The sequence below is a fragment of the Christensenella sp. genome, assembly GCF_034927525.1.
In the GTDB taxonomy this organism is placed as follows: Bacteria; Bacillota; Clostridia; order Christensenellales; family Christensenellaceae; genus Christensenella.
The window spans coordinates 1-18612 of record NZ_JAYFPU010000119.1 but is presented as its reverse complement, the minus strand read 5'-3'; the positions used below and the strand labels follow the sequence as shown (position 1 = coordinate 18612).

Sequence of the window (18612 nt, the reverse complement as noted above, 5' to 3'; positions counted from 1 at the left end):
GCACCCGCTCCGCGGCGTTTTGCTCGAACAACGCTTTTGCCACCAGCATGATGCCCTGCCTCGACGTTCTTTCGCTCAACCCGATCGCAACTGTTTTATTGCCGATGGGCATCACGTCGCCACCCTCTATGGTCGCTCTGCCCCAGTTCTCTTCGGGGTCGCCCCACCAAGTATTGACGCCTACGTTTTGAAAGGCAGGGTGAAAGGCATAAACAGCTTTCATAAGCATGGTTTCGCCTTTGCGCGCGTCCCAATAAAGCGGATTTAGCAACACGCCGTCATAGACCCAGCAGGTTGTATCGCGTGTGTAAAGCGTATTTGGGAGTGGAGGCAGCAGGTATTCGTTTTCTCCGGGCGTTTCGCGTACCAAACCGATCCCTTCGCATTGAAAATTCTTCGGCAGCTCGGACGCAGCCAGCCCGCCAAGCAACGTAACCGCTAATTCCTGATCGGAAAGAGATTCCAAATAAGCCCGCGTGCCTTCTGCAATCCCTATTCCAACATTTTTGGGATTGACCACGTGATCTAACAACCATTCCCGCGCACCGGGGACAGCCATCGTTTCTTCCAACAGCTTATGGAGCTCAAGGACTTCTATACCCCTGTCTTCCATGATCTGCACAAATTCTGCGTGATCCCGCTGTGCTTGCTCTACCCACGGGATCTCATCAAACAGAAGAAGATCGCAGTTTGATGGGGTCAAACGCTTCATGGCCAGATCAGGGCTGCAAACGAGAACGCGCCGGAGCTTTCCGATCTCTGAATGTACTCCAAATTGTTTTGTTTGTTTTGTATCCATAAAAACACCTTTCCATACTTCTATGAGCGTAGCTTTTACTTTAAATTATATGACAATCATTCCTGTTGCCAAACCGATGATCGCAATGATGAGCCCTAAGCAAATCGCAGCAAACACAATTTTTTCTGCTTTGGTAAAAACGGTTCTGTTTTGTGTCTTCCGCGCCCTGTAAAACAAAATCGTCGCGGGTGCAAGAACCAGACAGCACAACGGAAGATATTGCACACCTGCGACCCATATCAAGAATAGCGTGTATATGGTGGCGATCAAGGCAAAGACAAGCTCTTTTTTTCGCGTGCCGCCAGACACATCCAAATAACCGTCTTTTTTCAATGTGATCTTTAACGCATATGCGGCGGTTAGGAAAAGCGGCAGCAGAGAAAGCGCACTGGTAAGCTCCAATGCTAGGTCTAAGGCGTTTTCTGAAAAATAAGTGATGATCAGTATCACCTGCGTGAGCAGCGCCGACATAAGCAAGGCGTTCTGCGGAACTTCTTTTTTGTTGACCTTTTTTAAAAACGGCGGGGTGTCGTCGCTCTTTGCGGCAGCAAACAAAACTTCCGCCGACATCAAAGTCCACGCAAGGTATGCGCCCAGCACCGAAATGATCAGCCCGGCGCTGATGAACACGCCGCCGCCCGAGCCTAAAACAGCTTCAAAAACACCCGCCATAGAGGGCTGGCGCATTGCCGCGATCGTCTCCTGAGGCAGCAGGCCAAAAGGAAGGATCGCGACGAGCATGAATAAGCAGAGGGCGGAAAGGAAGCCTAGTACCGTCGCGCTTCCTACGATCTTGCGGTTTTTTGCGTATCTGGAATAGACGCTCGCGCCTTCGATCCCAAGGAAAACAAAAACGGTAATCAGCATGGTTTTGCTTACCTGTTCAAACAATGTGAGCGAATATCCGCTGTAATTTCCGCTTAAATTGCTTTGAAACGTTTCGACATCAAAATAAAATATTGCGACAAGGATGAATACGATGATTGGGACGATTTTTGCGATGGTAACAATGGTGTTGATGAGGGTTGCCTGTTGTACGCCGTGCATGATCAGCAGAAAGAACAGCCATATGATAACAGAGGATACAAGGATTGCCGGCAGGGTGTCGCCGTCTCCAAAAATCGGAAATACCGAGCCCAGCGTTGATTTGATCAGTACGAGATAGGTAACGTTTCCCGCGCAGGCGCTTGCCCAAAAGCCAATTGCCGACGTAAAGCCTACATAATCACCAAATCCAGCACGGGCATAAGAAAATACGCCTGCATCTAGCTTTGGCTTTCTGACTGCTAACGCCTGAAATACAAAGGCGAGCATAAGCATGCCGGCGCCTGCAATCAGCCAGGCGATCAGTGAACCGTAAACGCCGGTTGCGTTTGAGAACCGGGCCGGAAGCATGAATACGCCCGCGCCAACCATTGAGCCTATCACCATTGCCGTTAAGGCCGGAAGACCCAACTTCCCACTTTTTACTTTTTCACTCATATTCGTTCCTTTCCATTATATAATTTTATGTAATATACCCAGATAAGAACGAAGTTAACACGAAAATTGTGCGGTAAGTGAACATAACACGGGCAACTTTGTTTACAAAAGATGCGTAACGTGGTATACTAACGCAGTATTACAAAGTAGATTGAAGAAAAGACTTTGCTTTGAGATAGCAAAGTCTTCTTTTTTTGCAAAAGAGAAAGAGGTAGCTATTTGAGTTTTTCAGAACAATTATCAAAAGAAATGAACAGGACGCTGCATAAGATCGGCTATAGAAAGCCGACACCCATACAGGAGCAGACGCTGGCGCCGCTGTTAGAGAAAAAAGACCTGATCGGTCTGGCGCAGACAGGAACGGGAAAGACTGCGGCGTTTATGATTCCGATCCTGGAGAAAATTTTTCCGCCAAACAGGAAGGTACAGGCGCTGATCTTGTGCCCGACGCGCGAGCTTGCGATGCAGACGGCAAAGGTCGCGGCAGAGCTCTCGGCGCATATGCATGGCGTACGTACGGTGAGCGTATATGGCGGGCAGTCTGTCGGCATACAGCTAAAAGCACTGCGTGCGGGTGCACAGATCGTTGTGGGAACGCCGGGACGGTTAAAAGATCTGATCAACAGGAATGCGCTGAAGCTGAAAAATGTGCGTACAGTCGTGATGGATGAAGCGGACGAAATGCTGGACTTCGGATTCCGTGACGATATGAAAGAAATTCTGTCGTCTGTTCCCGAAAACCGGCAGACAATGCTTTTTTCCGCAACGATGAACAAGGAAGTGACGGCGATCGCCAAGCAGTTCCAGACGAACCCTGTCCGTGTGGAGGTGGGGGAACAAAACCGCCCTGTTGAGACAGTAAAGCAGGCCTATATGCAGACAAAGCGTAAATCGAACGCAGTGTGCGGATTGATCAAAACTTGCGAACCCAGATTGTCGCTTGTGTTTTGTAATACCAAGCGCAAGGTGAAAGAGCTGCAAAAGGAGCTGCATGGACGCGGACTCGCTTCTGCGTGCCTGCATGGCGATATGCGGCAAAGGGAACGCGATACGATCATGAATACCTTCCGTAAGGGAAAAACAAAGGTGCTCATTGCGACGGATGTGGCGGCGCGCGGCATCGATATCGACAAGATAGACCTTGTGATCAATTATGACGTGCCGGATAAGCCGGACTATTATGTGCACCGGATCGGACGTACGGGCCGCGCGGGCAAAGACGGAAGGGCGTATACGCTTATCACGCCTCGCGAGCACGGCAAGATCAAGGACCTGGAGCGCAAGCTGCACATCAAGCTCAAACAGGAAAAAAGGGAAGAAGACTCTCAGTCCGTGTCATAAAAAATGGAAATCAAAAAAGGCGGTATGGATACCGTCTTTTTTAATGGGAAAAATCACTCCTTAACCCTGGAAATGAAATTGAAATATATTAAATTTCATATAATCGTTTAAAAATCACTTGATTTATTGAAAAATAATCGTATAATGAAATTTGTAATATTAAATATTTCATTTATGATGGACGCGAGGTGGTTTTTATGTTTCATGCAGGCGATACCGGATTTTTGCTGATCTGTACGGCACTGGTCTTTTTGATGACGCCCGCTCTTTCGTTTTTTTATGGAGGGCTTGCGCGCAGAAAGAACGTACTGAACACGATGATGTCGTCTTTATTCATTACAGGCATCGCTACGGCTTTGTGGATCGCGGTGGGTTATTCCCTTTCCTTCAGCGGCGATACCGGCGGGGTGATCGGCAATCTGGATGCGGCGGGTCTTGCCGGACTGGAGGGAGAGAGCCCTTATGCCCCTGGGGTTCCCCAGTATGCGTTTGTGGCATTTCAGATGATGTTTGCCATTATTACGCCTGCGCTTATTACAGGAGCGGTCGCGGAGCGTATGAAATTTAAAGCCCTGTTCTTGTTCGTAATCCTGTGGTCTGTTATCGTTTACTATCCGTTGGCGCACATGGTATGGGGCGACGGTGGATTTTTGAGGGAGATCGGATCGGTCGATTTTGCAGGGGGCAATGTGGTGCATATCAGCTCGGGGATCAGCGGACTGCTGCTGGTGCTGTTTTTGGGGAAACGCCGCGGGTATCCTGCCATCGATTCGCGCCCTCATAATATACCGTTTGTGCTTCTGGGTGCGGCGCTTTTGTGGTTTGGATGGTTTGGATTTAATGCGGGCAGCGCGTTAGGGGCAAACGAGCTTGCTGCGCACGCGCTGATGACGACATTTGTTTCTGCTGCATGTGCGTTGCTTTCGTGGATGGTGCTTGATGTGGCGCGAACGGGCAAGCCGACTGCGGTCGGGGCGGCAACAGGCATGGTGGCCGGATTGGTCGCGATCACGCCCGGCGCCGGATTTGTCCCTGTATGGGCGGCGATGATCATTGGCGCGGCGGTCAGCCCGATCTGTTATTTTGCGATCGCGTTTGTGAAAAGAAAGCTGAAATATGACGACGCGCTGGATGCGTTTGGCTGCCACGGGATCGGCGGCATTTGGGGCGGTATTGCCACGGGGCTATTTGCTGTAAAGGAAATAAACCCTGCCGCCCGCTGGAACGGACTGGTCTTTGGGGAAACAGGCCTGTTCTCTGCGCAGGTACTGAGCATATTGGTCACGATAGTCGTCGCTGTTGCGGGAACGCTGGTCTGTGTGGGGATCGTGAGGATATTTACGAAGCTGCGCGTTACGGAGCGGGATGAGAAGGTCGGGCTGGATATGGCGGAGCATGGGGAATCGGCATACCCGTCCTTTAACGGTATGGATTGACGGATAAGAGGAAAGGTGGTTTTGGATATGAAAAAAATAGAAGCAATCGTTCGCCCGGAAAAATATGAGGATGTGAAGGATGCGCTCAATGCCATCGATATACACGGGATCACCGTTTATGAGGTGATGGGCTGCGGCGCACAAAAAGGATGGACGGAGGTGGTGCGCGGGAATACGGTCGACATCAACCTCCTGCCAAAGATCAAATTTGAAATCGTAGTAACGACGGATGAATGCGCACAAAAAACGATCGACGCGATCGTGAGGGCCGCCGGGACACAAGCGCCGGGCGACGGAAAGATATTTATTTACGACCTAAGCGATGTCGTCCGCATCCGCACGGGGGAACGCGGTGACGACGCGATTTGAAGGGCTACCTGTCAGTTGTAGGTCGCGGACTCCACGATATCACGCAAAATTTGCTGTGTCGCAGGTTCGGGCTCTTTATCGTAGCTTTGTGTTTCGAAAAGCATCATTACCCCGTTTTTCACCGTATAATATTGATCGATGTGCAGGTCGTCCCTTGTAAAGCGCATGTGGACATAGTTGATGTAGCCCAGCCTGGCGATCCCGTAGTCGGACATCACGAGATCTTCGCCCGGCGTTGCCATCATGTTTTCCATATCTTTTTGCAGGAAGTCCCACAGCGCCTGATCGCCTGCGGTGGTAAAATCCTGTATCGCTTGTGTATCGGCGTTTTTTTGCGATGCAAAGATGAATAACGCGCCGCTTTCCGAATCGAAGGCCTCGTAGGCTTCATCTTCCCAGCCATGTGCCGTATCGCCTTTGACCGGTGAAACGCTGAAGCTGTCCGGCAGTGCGAAGGTCGCCGGGACTGTGTTTATCGTATATTCTGTTGCGGACTCGCTTGCGCGATAGGCATATCCGCCGTCAACTTCCGAAAGCGCGTCGTCATAGCCGTCACTGTAGCCATAATCGTAGCCATCGCTATACCCGTCGTCATAGCCGCTGTCGTAATCGTCGTAGCTGTAGTCGCTGTCATAATAGGGATCGTCATAACTGTCATAAGACGAGTCATAATAATTGGAATGAGAGCGCGATTGTTCTATGGCCTGCTGCATGCCGGACAGGGCAAAAAACGGCATTGCGCAGGAACAAAATATAATAGGAGCCACAAGCAGGCAAAGAATCAAAATCAGTTTTTTCATGTTTTTTCCTCCGTGTATGATAGGTACATCATACGTGAAAGAGGAAAAAATTTCAACAACAAAAGGGCATTCTTAAGGGAATTGTAAGAGGTAACAAAATAAATTTACGTAAATAATCCAAGAAACCTGTTTTTTACGGAAAAACAGGTTGTTTTCATTGACTGCGGTATAAGAGGTTGTTACAATTTACGCAAATCAAATTTGGGAGAACGGTATAGGTGACAATCAAACAAATAGCGGAACTGGCAGGCGTATCTATCGCGACCGTATCACATGTTGTAAACAAAACGCGTTATGTAAGCCCGGATTTGGTGCGGCGCGTGGAGCGCGTGATCCATGAGACGGGGTATGTGGAAAAAATAAAGACCAAAGGGAAAAACAAAAATTTTCGCATCGGCAGAAAATCTGAGGTCGCTTTTGTCGTTCCCAATATCAACAGTGTCGTTTATGCACGGCTGAATATGGCGCTGGCTGAATATTTGCGCGAGGAGGGGTATGTCCTTTCGGCCTATATCACAAAAGACGATCCCGTGTGGGAAAAGCATGTTCTAAACTGCCTGATGGCGGATAAATGTACGGCGGGAATTTTTTTGACGCCAAGCAGTGAGAAAGCAAAAATCTATGAGAAGCTGCTGAAAACAGGGACCCCACTGCTTTGCCTTGAGCGCACGGTGGCAGGGATCGGAGCGGACAGCATCCTTGCGGAAAATGCCGAAGGGACTTACCGTGGGACAAGGCACCTGATCCGGAGCGGGCACGAGAAGATCGGGCTTTTATTAGAGCCGCATGGGCTTTCGACAAGCAGGGAGCGGCTTGCGGGGTACCAGCGGGCGCTGCGCGAATATGACATTGCCTATGACAAATCAATGGTCAGGAATATTGACCTGTATGCGCAGGAGCGGAGCAATATTTTTCAGGGGCAGAAATGGGAAAATATTCCTTCGGCGCTTTTAGCCGGTGGCAACACGCTTACATTGAAATTGTTGCAGGACCTGGACGAGATCGGCATGGAGTGCCCCAAGGATATTTCTGTCGTGGGGTTTGGCGACGACGAATGGAGCAGTGTTACCAATCCGGCGCTTACCACGCTGACGCAGGACACGCGAGAGATGGCGAGGTGCGCCGTAAGGGCGATGCTTGATAAGATGGAAGGACGGGCGGTAGAGGAGCCTGTCAAACGGATACCGGTCAATATTACGGTACGCAAATCGACGCGCGTCATAAACCGCGGGCCGTTTGGCGAGATCGCCGTTCCGACAGAGGAAATTATGCTCAGTGAGGTAGAGGCAGCGCACATCGAGGCGGGCAACTACAAGGTCGCGATCTCGTTTCATTATACCGGTACGGAATGGACGCGCCTGCACGAGCTTGCGATACGCGATACGCTTGGAAAGTATGGCGTACAGGTGATCTCTGTTATGGACGCTAATTTTGATCCGGCGCTGCAGGTCACGCAGTTAGAAGCCATTCGTATGCAGCGGCCGGACGCGATCATTGGCGTGCCCGCCGACGAAAATATTACGGCGGGAAAATTTAAGGATCTTTCGAAAACGACAAAGCTTGTTTTGATCGGTAATGTGCCGCAGGGGCTGCGCGCGGACGATTATTATAGCTGTGTTTCCGTCAATGAACGGGAAAATGGGCAAAATGCCGGAAAGATACTGGGAGAATATTTGAAAGGCAAGGGAAATGTGAAGGTCGGTATGTTAAACCACGGGCTGCCCTTCCATATGACCAAGCAGCGCGACACGGCAGCGGAGCAGGTACTGGTTGAAAATTATCCGGACATCGAGATCGTTGACCAGCGCAGTTTTTATAAAATACCCAACGCATACAGCGCGTGTAAGGACATGATGGAGGCGCACCCGCAGATACAGGGGCTTTATGTTTCATGGGAACGGCCGGCGTTAGAAGCGATACGCGCCTTAAAGGACATCGGCAGGGCGGATGTTTCTGTTGTGACGGTAGACCTCGATAAGCAGATCGCCGAATATATGCAAAAAGGCGAGATCGTGCGCGGCGTATCGGCGCAGCGGCCTTACGAGCAGGGAGAGGCGGCGGCGCTTGCGGTAATACACGCGCTGCTCGGAAAAAAACAATACAAATTTATCGGCGTTCAGCCGATTGTTGTACTGCCCAAAGAACTGGTACGGGCATGGAGGGATATCCTGCGCATGCCTGCTCCGGATTTTTTGAAAAAGTAACACAAAATTTACGTAAAATAACACCAAAAAAACACCAAAATAATCAATAATTTGATTTGAGCCGTTTTTGCTTGACCCTATTTGGGATAGATGTTAAAGTTTGCGTAAATTAAGGGAACGGCGTGCATTCGCACAAAAACCGGTATCCCAAAACCAGTATGATACTCTCTTGATTCTTGGATTGTTCCACGATTTTACTTAATAAAATATTACTCAAAAAATTTGTGTACACATTTATAACAGAAAAAACGAGGAGGGCCAGAATGAAAGTAACTTATTCAACAAATGCATGGTCGCCGGTGATGGCGCATTGTGCGGCAGCCAACAACGTGAACGGGGCATATTATATGTGTCCGGGCAGCGATGAGGAAGCGATCGCAGGCATCGCGGCGGCGGGATATGATTCCATCGAGATGTTTGACGGAAACCTGCTTGCGTATGAGGGGCGCGAGGACGCGCTAAGGGAATTGCTCGGCAAATATGGCGTGGAGCTTCGCGCGGTATATGCGGCGTGTAATTTCATTTACGACGAGATATTGCCCGAGGAAATGTACCGCCTGAAAAAAGCTGCGCAATTTGCGAGCCGCTTCGGCGCAACGCAAATCGCACTGGGTGGCGGCGCGACACGCTACGACGGCATTAAGGAAAGCGATTATGCGAAGCTGGCGGAAGGCCTTGACCGGGCGTGCGAAGTCGCGGACAGCCTTAACATGACGGCGAGCTTCCATCCGCATATGGGTTCGTTGGTCGAATCTCCCGAGCAGCTTGACAAGGTGATGGCAAAAACACGCATCAAGCTTTGTCCCGATTGCGGACATGTAAAGCTTGGGGGCGGCGATCCGCTGACTGTCACCAAAAAGTATGCCGACAGGATATTATATTTCCATTTGAAGGATGTGACCAAGGACGGAATGTTCTGCCCGCTTGGCGAGGGAACGATCGACTTTGTACCGATCATTGAAACCTTGAAATCGCGCGGCGGTGAAGTTTTGTGGGCTGTTGAGTGTGACGGCTGGAGCGGCGACGCGAGCGAAGGCGCGAAGATCACCGCGGAATATTTGAAGAACCTTTTGTAATAACGATTCAATATAAAAATATCTTAGGAGGAAAAGAAAATGAAAAAAGTATTGGCAATTGTTCTTTGTGTTTTGATGTCGGTCGCGGTGCTTGCAGGCTGCACAGCAGCTGCGCCTGCAGCGTCGGAGAGCACGTCCGCGGCGGCATCTGAGAGTGCGTCTCCAGCGGCATCTGAGAGTGCGGCTGCATCGGAGAGCGCATCTGCGCCGGCAGAATCGCAGAGTGCTGCGGCGGACGGTGAAGTGATGAGTAAGGGGCCACATGGCGAAACAGCGGCTCCGGCAACGGGTCTTACGCTGACGGACGAGGAGCTTGCAAAAATCAAGGAAGGCAACTATAAGGTGGCGATTTCCTTCCATTATGCAGGCAACGACTGGTCTACGGCACAACAGGCGGGTCTTAGAGACCAGTTTGAAAAAATGGGAATTGAAGTGCTGTCTGTAACGGACGCGAACTTTAAGCCGGAACAACAGATTTCGGACATTGAAAATGCGCTGTCCTTAAAACCGGATGCGATCGTGGCGATCCCGGTCGACGTAGTATCTTCAGCGTCCGCATTCAAAAAAGCGGCGGCAGAAGGCGTGGAGCTTGTATTTATGGACAACTGCCCGGACGGAATGGAAGCGGGCGTGGACTATACATCCGTCGTTTCGGCAGATAACTATGGCAACGGCGTAAAATCTGCAGAGATCATGGGCGAAGCGCTGGGCGGCAAAGGCAAGATTGCAATGGTTTACCATGACGCGAATTTTTTTGTGACAAACCAAAGGGACGAGGCGTTTGAAAAGACGATCACAGAAAAATATCCGGACATTGAGATTGTCGAAAAAGCGGGATTTGACGATGAGAACAAAGGCGCGGAGATCGCGGACGCGCTGCTTACCAAGCACCCTGACCTAAATGGCATCTATGCGTGCTGGGATATCCCGGCGGAAGGCGTTGTATCTGCCGCTCGGGCAGCGGGAAGAAACGATCTTGTCGTCACGACGATCGACCTTGGAAACAACGTTGCAAAAATGATTGCGGGCAACGATATTGTCGCGGGTCTGGGTGCGCAGCTGCCTTATGATCAGGGCGTTGCGGAAGCGATCCTCGTTGGATATGCGCTTCTTGAAAAAGAGGCTCCGCCGTATGTTGCGGTTCCGGCGCTCAAGGTTACGCATGACAATATTCTGGACGCATATAAGACGGTATACCACACGGATGCACCGCAGGAAATCCAGGATGCGCTCAATAGCGGCAAATAATCAGGAAACAACAACAACAGGTCCCCATCAATAAAATATCAGTTTTAGTGGGAGCAAAGGAGATACGATAAGATGAAAACATATAAGGTTGGTTTGATTGGCGCCGGATTTATGGCAAAGGCGCATTCCATCGCTTATGCGGGCATGCCCATGTTCTTTTGGCCTGCGCCCGGCATGACGGTAAAGAAAACGATCGCGGATTTGACACAGGAGCGCGCGGACGACGCGGCGGCTTCCTTCGGATTTGAAAAGGGAACGGCAAACTGGAAAGATATTATCGACGATCCGGAGATTGATATCGTTGATATCTGTACGCCCAACGATGTGCACGCAGAGATCGCGATCGCGGCGGCGGAGGCGGGAAAGCATATTCTATGCGAAAAGCCGATCTCCAGAACGGTAGAAGAAGCAAAAGCAATGTACCACGCGGTGAAAAAAGCGGGCGTGGTCAATATGCTGGCCTTCAATTACAGGAGAACGCCGGCGGTACAGCTTGCAAAAAAATATATTGAGGAAGGCGCGCTGGGGGATATCCTTGATTTCCGTGCGACATATCTGCAGGATTGGTCGGCCGACCCAGATTCGCCGCTTTCGTGGAGATTCCAGAAAAAAGTATGCGGCAGCGGCGCGCTGGGGGATATTGCAACGCATGTGGTCGATATGTTGCGCTTTTTGGTGGGAGACTTTGAGGAAGTCAATGCACGTACGGCAACGTACATTGGTGAGCGTCCAGTGCAGACGGGCGCTGTCGACAGCCTTGGGAATGTGAAGGGTGGCAGCAATGTGCCGAAGGAAAAAGTGGACGTGGACGATCAGTGCTTCTTTATGATCAAAGCGGAAAACGGTGTTTTCGGAACAATCGAAGCGACACGCAACGCGTGGGGCAGGAACAACTACATTACCTTTGAGATACACGGCACAAAAGGCTCGGTCGCGTTCAACTATGAAAGACGGGATGAGCTGCAGGTTTGTTTTGCGGACGACCCCGGCGACCGCCGCGGCTTCCGTACGGTATATACAGGCCCTGCACACCCGTACGGCGAAGGATTGTGGCCCATTCCTGCGCTCGGTATTGGATATACGGAAACAAAGATCGTAGAGATGTATGATTTCATCAAGGCGATCGCGGAGAACAAACAGGCAGACCCGAGCTTTGAAGATGGGTACAAAATCGAGCTGATCTCTGACGCGGTACTCCGCTCCGCACAAACGGAACAGTGGGAAAAAGTGGGAGACATAGAAGAATAAAAATGGTACCGTCCCCTCCGCATGAGCCGGAGGGGACGGGTTTGCTTTTGCGGGGTGAAAAATGAACGAATATATATTGCAAATGAAACATGTGGATAAATCGTTCAATGGCGTAAAGGTTTTGGATGACGTGCAATTTGACCTCAAAAGAGGCCATGTTCACGCTTTGGTCGGCGGCAACGGAGCCGGAAAATCCACGCTGATGAAAATCCTGACGGGGATCTATACGAAGGATGCCGGAACGGTGACGGTGGACGATCGGGAAGTCCACCTTTTGAACTATGCCGATGCGAACAAGGTGGGCATCCGCATGATTTTTCAGGAGTTGAGTGTTATTCCCAGCCTGACTGTAACGGAAAACATTTATTTGAACGAAGAAGAGAAGAAGGGGCTTTTTTTGGATGACAAACGCATGCAGCAGGACGCGAAAGCGCTTCTTGACCAGTTTGGCATCGATATTTCGCCCAAGGCAAGGGTGTCTGATCTGAGTGTCGGATTTTGCCAGCTGGTAGAGATCGCCAAGGCGCTCTCTAAGGAAGCGAAAATACTTATTATGGACGAGCCCACCGCCTCGCTTTCAGACAGCGAGGTCAAGCTGTTGTTCAATATTGTGCATATCCTTAAAGAAAAAGGCGTGTCTATCGTCTATATTTCGCACAGGATGAACGAGATATTGGAGATCGCGGACGAAGTGACCGTATTGCGCGACGGGAAGTATGTGACGACGCGCGAGGCCGGGGACTTGAATGTGGAATCCATCATCGGTTATATGCTGGGCGAAAAGCGCGGGCATGCCTTCGAATATCATGAGCGCGCCAATATGGGCGAGAGGGAATGTATGCTTAAGGTGGAAGACTTAAGCGTGGACAACCTTGTTGACCATGCGTCTTTTGAAGTGAAGGCAGGCGAGGTCGTCGGACTTGCGGGATTGATGGGAAGTGGCAGGACAGAGATACTGGAAGCGCTTTTCGGCATCCGAAAGATACAGAACGGCAGCATAACCGTGGACGGTAAAAAGGTCAAGATCAAATGCGTGCAGGACGCGATAGACGCAGGGTTTGCGCTTGTGCCGGAGGACAGGCGGCGGCAGGGACTGATCCTTGAGCACAGCATCAAAGACAATATCCAGCTACCTATTTTCAAACAGACAAAAAAAGGCCCGTTTATTGATACATCCAAAGTCAACGCTTATACGTCGCAAAACATTGAAGAACTGGATATCAAAACGGACGGCATCAATAAAATCGCAAGCCTTTTGTCGGGCGGGAACCAGCAGAAGATCGTTATCGCAAAATGGCTCAATATAAACCCGAAGGTTTTGCTGCTGGATGAACCGACGGCGGGCATCGATATTGGCGCGAAGGGAGAGATCATCAAGATCGTCGTTGATTATGCGGACAAAGGAAACAGCGTTATTGTGGTATCTTCTGAAATTGCGGAATTGATGGCAATGTGCGATAGGATCATTGTGCTGTTTGACGGCAAGGTTGTCGGGGAGCTCAATAGGGAGGATATCAAAGAGGAGGAGGTAATCCAACATGCAATCCAAGGATAAAGCAATGACTAAGCATAAAATAGACTGGAGCAAATACATCGTATATTTTGCATTTGCCGCCATGTTTATCTTTTTTTCGATCTGGCTCAATGACAAAGGATTTGTGTCCGTCAACAATATTTTGAACATAACGCGCCAAACAGCAATGATTTCGATTATGGCGGTCGCCATGACCTTTGTGATCGCTGCGGCGCAGATCGATCTTTCCGTGGGCGCGATCACCGCGCTTTCATCACTGACGTGCGCGCTTATGCTGCAATCGACAAACAATGTTTTTTTAGCTCTTATAGTACCAATCGCGCTCGGCATCGGCATTGGCGCGGCAAGCGGCTGGCTGGTGACGAAATTCAGGATACCTGCATTTCTTGTGACGCTTGGTATGATGAACATCGTACGCGGCAGCGCGATGTGGATCACGGATACGGCGGCGGTACCCATCACGAACCAAGAGTTTTGCTTTGCGTTCGGCATGGGGGAGATCGGCGGATTTCCGGTATTGCTTTTGTGGACGATCGTTTTTGTTGTGTTTGGGGCGTTGCTCCTCAATAAGACTTCGTTTGGCAAGAAGGTGCTGGCGACAGGCGGCAACGAGGTAGCGGCAAGGTTCACAGGAATCAAGGTCAACAAGATCAAGCTGCTTACTTTTGTGATGAGCGGCGCTTTCGCCGCCTTTGCGGGCATTTTGTATTCCGGAAGGATGCAGGCGGGGCGTTATACGTTTGGCGACGGAGACGAGATGTCCGTCATTGCTGCCGTTATTTTAGGCGGTACAAGCATGGCAGGCGGTACTGGATCGGTCATCGGCGCGTTCGTTGGATCGATGCTGATGGGCATGATCAACAACGGATTGATCCTTGCGGGGCTGAGCGTCAGCCAGCAAACGATCATCCGCGGCGTTATTATCATTCTTGCGGTTGCGCTTTCCAATATTTCAAGAAAGAAAAAAGACTGATCTTACTCCTTCATAATAAATTGCACAACAAAAAACGGCGGGATATTTCCCGCCGTTTGCTGTTTGAATGAATGGTTAAAGCACGTTGACGTTCGCCATGAAAATGTGCTTGTCCGGAACGGGCGACGGCGTGAAATCGAAGGCCGCCTCTTTGCCCTGATGCAGGAGAGACAGCCACAGGCAGCAAAGTGCAATACCGATATCGACCTGATTCATCTTATCGATGAGCAGGGACTTTTTGCGGCTGACGATGATACGGTCGGCACTGCCGGAAAAATACCACGGCTGCTTGTTGAGCGCCGAGGGCGCGAGCCGGACGGCTTCCAGTACGTGATACAAATCGGAAACGGGCGAAATGGTATTCAGAGATTCCCGCTTGAATTCCGCAACGTTTGCACGGTGCATTTCCTGTGCGGGCGTGCCGATGCACAGGGTGATCACAAATACCATATCCTGCGGCATTTGTACGCTTCCCTTTGCAGGCTTACTGCCGCCGCGCCAGCATGCGCCGATGTTGTTTGCGGAAAGGTACAGGTCGATCTGCTCCATCAAAAATCCGGCGTTCATGCGCCATCCGTCTTTTTTTTCAGAGTAGATGCACAGGCTTTGCGGCGCGTTTGTTTTGACAATGCTTTGCGGCAGCAGCTTGACCTCGGTCTTGATGCCCGGGATAAGCGGCTTTAGCTCTGCGATAAAGCCTTTGAGCGCGTCTAAGACCTCCTGCGTGAGCGGTGTACTGTCATATTTGCGCACGGACTTTCTATGAAAAATAGCCTGGTATAGCACTTCGTGATCCATGGTTATTTCCTCCTGAGTATTATTGGATGCTTAAAATCGTGCGGCGTACGTTGCCCTTTAGGATGTCGGACAGTTTATGCCGCGCATGCGCGATGATAACGGTCGTACCGCGCTTTAGCGGTTCCTTTGCATATTGCAGCTTGGCCTTCGCGCCGTTTGCGCCCTGACGGGACGCGCCGTTGCAGTATTCCATCATCTCGTCTATTTTTGCTTCCACTTCTTCGTAAGTGGAACCGGTCACCTCTTCGATGAGAGTGGACGGATCATTCGCATCTGCATAAATACCGTCTACGCTCGTCAGTAAAACAAGCATTTTGGCATTCACAAGCTGAGCAATGACGGCGGCTGTCTCGTCGTTGTCCACACACTCCACAACATTCGCCGTTTTGCTTTTCAGATCGAGAAGCTCGAGGTGCATATTTTCCGTATCGGACACCGCGTCGTTATAGTTTACGATCGGGATCGCGTTTTGGTTTGCCGCCGAAAACAGAAGGTTGCGTATGTGGTTCACCTTGCGTTCGTCATTGAAATGGCTATGTTCCACCAGTACCTGACGCACAGAATATTTCGGGTTTATGAACTGGCGGTACATCTCCATCAGGATCGGCTGTCCCTGTGCGGAATAGGCCGTTTTGATCGCCGCGAGATTGCCTTTTAGCTCGCGTCCGCCATTGCGCTTCATGTAGTCGATGCGCCCGATCTCGGTCGCGCCCGAAGAAACGAGGATATAGCCCGGCTTGAGGCCGGAAGCCAGCCGCGAGAAAATATTATAATCGATATCGTTGTCCTCTTTACGGATCAGAGCCATCGAACCGATCTTTACGACTACGTCGAAAGTGATGAGCTCCTCGTCGTCCGAATTTACCGGAAAGTTGGAGAAGCTGCCGTGTAATTTTACTTTTTGTTCTGCCATATGATACCCTTCTTTACATGATTCCAATTCACTTTAAATATACATCATTTTATGGGGAAGCACAAGTCTGCAGCGGAAAAGGGCATCTATCACAAAGCTAAATTTGTTAAATAATTCTCAATCTATGAAATAAATTTCAAGGATCGAAGAAGTGTTCAAAAATTGTAACGAAATAAATTTCATAATTTGAATTTTGGTGCAAAACGGGTTGACTTTGATTGTCATATGAATTATTTTGGTTACAGACAGCGGGGAAGACAAAATACTATTAACTTTATCGAACGAACATCTGGTACATACCAAAATTCTGAAAAGAAAAAAAGGATGATGTACAGGCGGTTTTTATTACAGCCGTGCCTGCAGGTGTGTTTTGTATACCATTTTTTCAAAAAACAAAGGATATAGTTGTTATCGGAGTGGCATAAAAGCATGAAAACAACACAGGAAAAAATTGAACAAGCAGTACAGCAGGCGGTGTTTGAGCAAATATGGCACGAGACGGGCAGGCGCTATGTGGTGGGAGCGGTATCGAACCGGCATGTGCACCTGAGTGTAGCAGATAAGGAAGCGCTGTTTGGGGCGGGGTACGAGTTGAAGCGGCAGAAGGACCTTAAGCAGCCGGGGCAGTACGCGTGTATGGAAACAGTGACGCTTGTAGGGCCAAAGGGACGGATCGAACGGATACGTGTACTGGGGCCGGAGCGGCCGCAGACACAGGTAGAGGTATCGGTAACGGATACATACAAGCTGGGGATAGGCGCAGAGGTACGGATGTCAGGCGACATTGCGGGTACGCCGGGCGGGGTGCTCCTCGCTGGAGAACGGCGGTTGGAGCTTACGGAGGGTGTGATGGTGTCGGCACGGCATTTGCACCTGTCGGCGGAACAAGCGTCGGCGTACGGGCTAAAGGATCAAGACGTGGTGCGCTTAAGGAGCGGCGGCGCGCGTGCGGTGGTGTTTGAGGAAGTGCTGGTGCGCAGCGGCGCGGGGCACGAGATGGAAGCACACGTGGATATGGACGAGGCAAACGCGGCAGGCATGAGGAACGGCGATATGCTGGAGATCATATAGGTATGGGAAAAGAAGAGGGCGCTGCAATGGAGCAGCTGGTGCGGCGGATCGCGGAGGAAGTACTGCGGCGGATGCACGAGGCACAGCCGCGTGACGAAGACGTGCAGGGGACGCTGGCACTTATGACGACGCACGTGGCATCGCCAAAAAGCGCGCAGGCAGCGCTTGTTAAGAGATATGGAAAAGAGATAAGCGGGGTGACGTTCGGAGAAGCGTACACGGCACCTGGGATGCACAGCGCACGGTATGAAGACATTGGGGCAGACGAGGTGCTGAGCCGTGCGGCGGGCAGCGCGAACATCGTGCTGGTGACGCCGAAGATCATACTTTTGGAGCGGATCGCTGCGGGCAACGACGAAGGGTTTGTAGAGCATGTGGTGACGCGATCGCTGCTGTGGGGCAGGGATGTGAGCGTGCTGCTGGATTTCGAAGCGCCGCGCTTCAAACGAAATACATTTTACGAAAAGCTGTGCGACGTACTGGGCGTGCTGCGGGAGATGGGAATGCACACGCTTGGATACCGTGTGAGCGGGGAAAAAGGGCGTGAGGGACTGAGCCTTGTGACAGAGCGCGAGGTGGTGGAGGCATATACGGCGGGCAGGGAGATCGTGTGCGAGGCAGGCGCGATCGTAACGCCGTCGGCAAAGGATAAGGCAAGGGAACTGGATGTCGCGATCAATTGACAGGAGAAGGAAATGCAGATAGCGCGGGTAAAGGGTACGGTGGTTAGCACGAATAAGTCGGAAAAGCTGGTGGGACTAAAGCTGCTGATCGTGAAGCCGATCGACATGGAAACGTTTGAGGAAAAGGGCAGCCTGATGGTGGCGATCGACGCGGTGGGCGCGGGGGAAGGCGAGGTCGTGATGTGTGTGGGCGGCAGCTCGTCGCGGCAGACGGTGGTGACGGACGGCAGGCCGGTGGATCAGTCGATCGTGGCGATCATCGATACGATCGAAGTAGACGGACAGCGGAAATTTGAGAAGTTCAGAGATTAACGGGAGAGGCTGAAGAAGATGAGTTTGAGCGAAGAACAGATCAGGATGATCGTGGAAGAGACAGTGCGCGGGGTAGGCACGGGAAGCTTTGGAAGCGGGGCATGGCTATGCAATGACGCAAACGAAGCGGTGGCAAACGCAAAGGCGGCGCAAAGGCGGCTGATGAAAATGACGCTGGAGGCGCGCGGACAGCTGGTCGCGGCGATGAGAGAAGCAGCGCTTACACACAAGGTGAAGCTTGCGGAGCTGGCGCACGAGGAAACGGGCTACGGCAGCGTGGCACATAAGATATTGAAAAACGAGCTGGCGGCAATGAAAACGCCGG

The 18612-nt window shown here is 51.0% G+C and carries 17 protein-coding genes and 1 pseudogene; 13 read left to right on the top strand and 5 right to left on the bottom strand.

From position 1 onward, the window contains the following. The coding region (locus VB081_RS04890; protein ID WP_323399727.1) for an arginine deiminase family protein at positions 1 to 799 on the bottom strand (799 nt) is incomplete at its 3' end. Between the two features lie 45 nt (positions 800 to 844). Then, positions 845 to 2281, bottom strand: a complete 1437-nt coding sequence (locus VB081_RS04885) for a basic amino acid/polyamine antiporter (RefSeq protein ID WP_323399726.1) — start codon at positions 2279 to 2281, stop codon at positions 845 to 847. A 219-nt stretch (positions 2282 to 2500) separates the two neighbouring features. Here VB081_RS04885 and VB081_RS04880 point away from each other — a divergent pair, with 219 nt between their 5' ends. The 3 genes from VB081_RS04880 to VB081_RS04870 all read left to right on the top strand — a co-directional run bounded on the left by VB081_RS04880 (position 2501) and on the right by VB081_RS04870 (position 5427). Then, complete coding sequence (locus tag VB081_RS04880; RefSeq protein ID WP_323399725.1) at positions 2501 to 3622, top strand: DEAD/DEAH box helicase; 1122 nt, start codon at positions 2501 to 2503, stop codon at positions 3620 to 3622. Positions 3623 to 3819: 197 nt separating this feature from the next. Beyond that, positions 3820 to 5058, top strand: coding sequence for an ammonium transporter (locus tag VB081_RS04875; RefSeq protein ID WP_323399724.1), 1239 nt, complete (start codon positions 3820 to 3822; stop codon positions 5056 to 5058). Positions 5059 to 5085: 27 nt separating this feature from the next. Then, complete coding sequence (locus VB081_RS04870; protein ID WP_323399723.1) at positions 5086 to 5427, top strand: P-II family nitrogen regulator; 342 nt, start codon at positions 5086 to 5088, stop codon at positions 5425 to 5427. A gap of 11 nt (positions 5428 to 5438) precedes the next feature. Here the strand turns inward: VB081_RS04870 and VB081_RS04865 are convergent, their stop codons facing one another. Continuing rightward, the gene (locus VB081_RS04865) at positions 5439 to 6227 is read right to left on the bottom strand and encodes a hypothetical protein (RefSeq protein ID WP_323399722.1); all 789 of its coding nucleotides are present in this window, start codon (positions 6225 to 6227) and stop codon (positions 5439 to 5441) included. A 218-nt stretch (positions 6228 to 6445) separates the two neighbouring features. Between VB081_RS04865 and VB081_RS04860 the strand changes: the two genes are divergently transcribed. The 6 genes from VB081_RS04860 to VB081_RS04835 all read left to right on the top strand — a co-directional run bounded on the left by VB081_RS04860 (position 6446) and on the right by VB081_RS04835 (position 14510). After that, a complete protein-coding gene (locus VB081_RS04860) occupies positions 6446 to 8431 on the top strand; it encodes a LacI family DNA-binding transcriptional regulator (RefSeq protein WP_323399721.1) in 1986 nt (661 codons plus the stop codon). A 263-nt stretch (positions 8432 to 8694) separates the two neighbouring features. Further along, a complete protein-coding gene (locus VB081_RS04855) occupies positions 8695 to 9507 on the top strand; it encodes a sugar phosphate isomerase/epimerase family protein (RefSeq protein ID WP_323399720.1) in 813 nt (270 codons plus the stop codon). 39 nt (positions 9508 to 9546) lie between these two features. Continuing rightward, positions 9547 to 10755, top strand: coding sequence for a substrate-binding domain-containing protein (locus VB081_RS04850; protein ID WP_323399719.1), 1209 nt, complete (start codon positions 9547 to 9549; stop codon positions 10753 to 10755). 72 nt (positions 10756 to 10827) lie between these two features. Further along, entirely contained in the window at positions 10828 to 12003 is a 1176-nt protein-coding gene (locus VB081_RS04845; RefSeq protein WP_323399718.1) for a Gfo/Idh/MocA family protein, read from the top strand. Positions 12004 to 12064: 61 nt separating this feature from the next. After that, entirely contained in the window at positions 12065 to 13558 is a 1494-nt protein-coding gene (locus VB081_RS04840; RefSeq protein WP_323399717.1) for a sugar ABC transporter ATP-binding protein, read from the top strand. Further along, positions 13542 to 14510, top strand: a complete 969-nt coding sequence (locus VB081_RS04835; RefSeq protein WP_323399716.1) for an ABC transporter permease — start codon at positions 13542 to 13544, stop codon at positions 14508 to 14510. Before VB081_RS04840 ends, VB081_RS04835 begins: the two co-directional genes overlap by 17 nt. A gap of 75 nt (positions 14511 to 14585) precedes the next feature. On the opposite strand, the gene VB081_RS04830 is transcribed toward VB081_RS04835, so the two are convergent. Continuing rightward, positions 14586 to 15308: a nitroreductase family protein gene (locus tag VB081_RS04830; protein WP_323399715.1), complete on the bottom strand. Its 723-nt coding sequence runs from the start codon at positions 15306 to 15308 to the stop codon at positions 14586 to 14588. A gap of 19 nt (positions 15309 to 15327) precedes the next feature. Then, positions 15328 to 16221 (bottom strand): amino acid kinase family protein, encoded by an 894-nt coding sequence (locus VB081_RS04825; protein WP_323399714.1) that lies wholly within the window; start codon positions 16219 to 16221, stop codon positions 15328 to 15330. Between the two features lie 429 nt (positions 16222 to 16650). Between VB081_RS04825 and pduL the strand changes: the two genes are divergently transcribed. The 4 genes and pseudogenes from pduL to VB081_RS04805 all read left to right on the top strand — a co-directional run. Continuing rightward, positions 16651 to 17292 (top strand): phosphate propanoyltransferase, encoded by a 642-nt coding sequence (pduL, locus tag VB081_RS04820; protein ID WP_323399713.1) that lies wholly within the window; start codon positions 16651 to 16653, stop codon positions 17290 to 17292. A gap of 2 nt (positions 17293 to 17294) precedes the next feature. Beyond that, positions 17295 to 17975: a hypothetical protein gene (locus VB081_RS04815; protein ID WP_323399712.1), complete on the top strand. Its 681-nt coding sequence runs from the start codon at positions 17295 to 17297 to the stop codon at positions 17973 to 17975. 12 nt (positions 17976 to 17987) lie between these two features. After that, a complete protein-coding gene (locus VB081_RS04810) occupies positions 17988 to 18287 on the top strand; it encodes a EutN/CcmL family microcompartment protein (protein ID WP_323399711.1) in 300 nt (99 codons plus the stop codon). Positions 18288 to 18305: 18 nt separating this feature from the next. After that, positions 18306 to 18612 (top strand): annotated as a pseudogene (locus tag VB081_RS04805) (aldehyde dehydrogenase EutE); the annotation flags it as partial.

Bases quoted from the DNA above. Each gene is read 5' to 3' on its own strand.
- VB081_RS04870 (WP_323399723.1), top strand. From the start codon at position 5,086: ATGAAAAAAATAGAAGCAATCGTTCGCCCGGAAAAATATGAGGATGTG.
- VB081_RS04825 (WP_323399714.1), bottom strand. From the start codon at position 16,221: ATGGCAGAACAAAAAGTAAAATTACACGGCAGCTTCTCCAACTTTCCG.
- VB081_RS04845 (WP_323399718.1), top strand. From the start codon at position 10,828: ATGAAAACATATAAGGTTGGTTTGATTGGCGCCGGATTTATGGCAAAG.
- VB081_RS04850 (WP_323399719.1), top strand. From the start codon at position 9,547: ATGAAAAAAGTATTGGCAATTGTTCTTTGTGTTTTGATGTCGGTCGCG.
- VB081_RS04865 (WP_323399722.1), bottom strand. From the start codon at position 6,227: ATGAAAAAACTGATTTTGATTCTTTGCCTGCTTGTGGCTCCTATTATA.
- VB081_RS04815 (WP_323399712.1), top strand. From the start codon at position 17,295: ATGGGAAAAGAAGAGGGCGCTGCAATGGAGCAGCTGGTGCGGCGGATC.
- VB081_RS04885 (WP_323399726.1), bottom strand. From the start codon at position 2,281: ATGAGTGAAAAAGTAAAAAGTGGGAAGTTGGGTCTTCCGGCCTTAACG.
- VB081_RS04875 (WP_323399724.1), top strand. From the start codon at position 3,820: ATGTTTCATGCAGGCGATACCGGATTTTTGCTGATCTGTACGGCACTG.
- VB081_RS04835 (WP_323399716.1), top strand. From the start codon at position 13,542: ATGCAATCCAAGGATAAAGCAATGACTAAGCATAAAATAGACTGGAGC.
- pduL (WP_323399713.1), top strand. From the start codon at position 16,651: ATGAAAACAACACAGGAAAAAATTGAACAAGCAGTACAGCAGGCGGTG.
- VB081_RS04840 (WP_323399717.1), top strand. From the start codon at position 12,065: ATGAACGAATATATATTGCAAATGAAACATGTGGATAAATCGTTCAAT.
- VB081_RS04855 (WP_323399720.1), top strand. From the start codon at position 8,695: ATGAAAGTAACTTATTCAACAAATGCATGGTCGCCGGTGATGGCGCAT.
- VB081_RS04830 (WP_323399715.1), bottom strand. From the start codon at position 15,308: ATGGATCACGAAGTGCTATACCAGGCTATTTTTCATAGAAAGTCCGTG.
- VB081_RS04810 (WP_323399711.1), top strand. From the start codon at position 17,988: ATGCAGATAGCGCGGGTAAAGGGTACGGTGGTTAGCACGAATAAGTCG.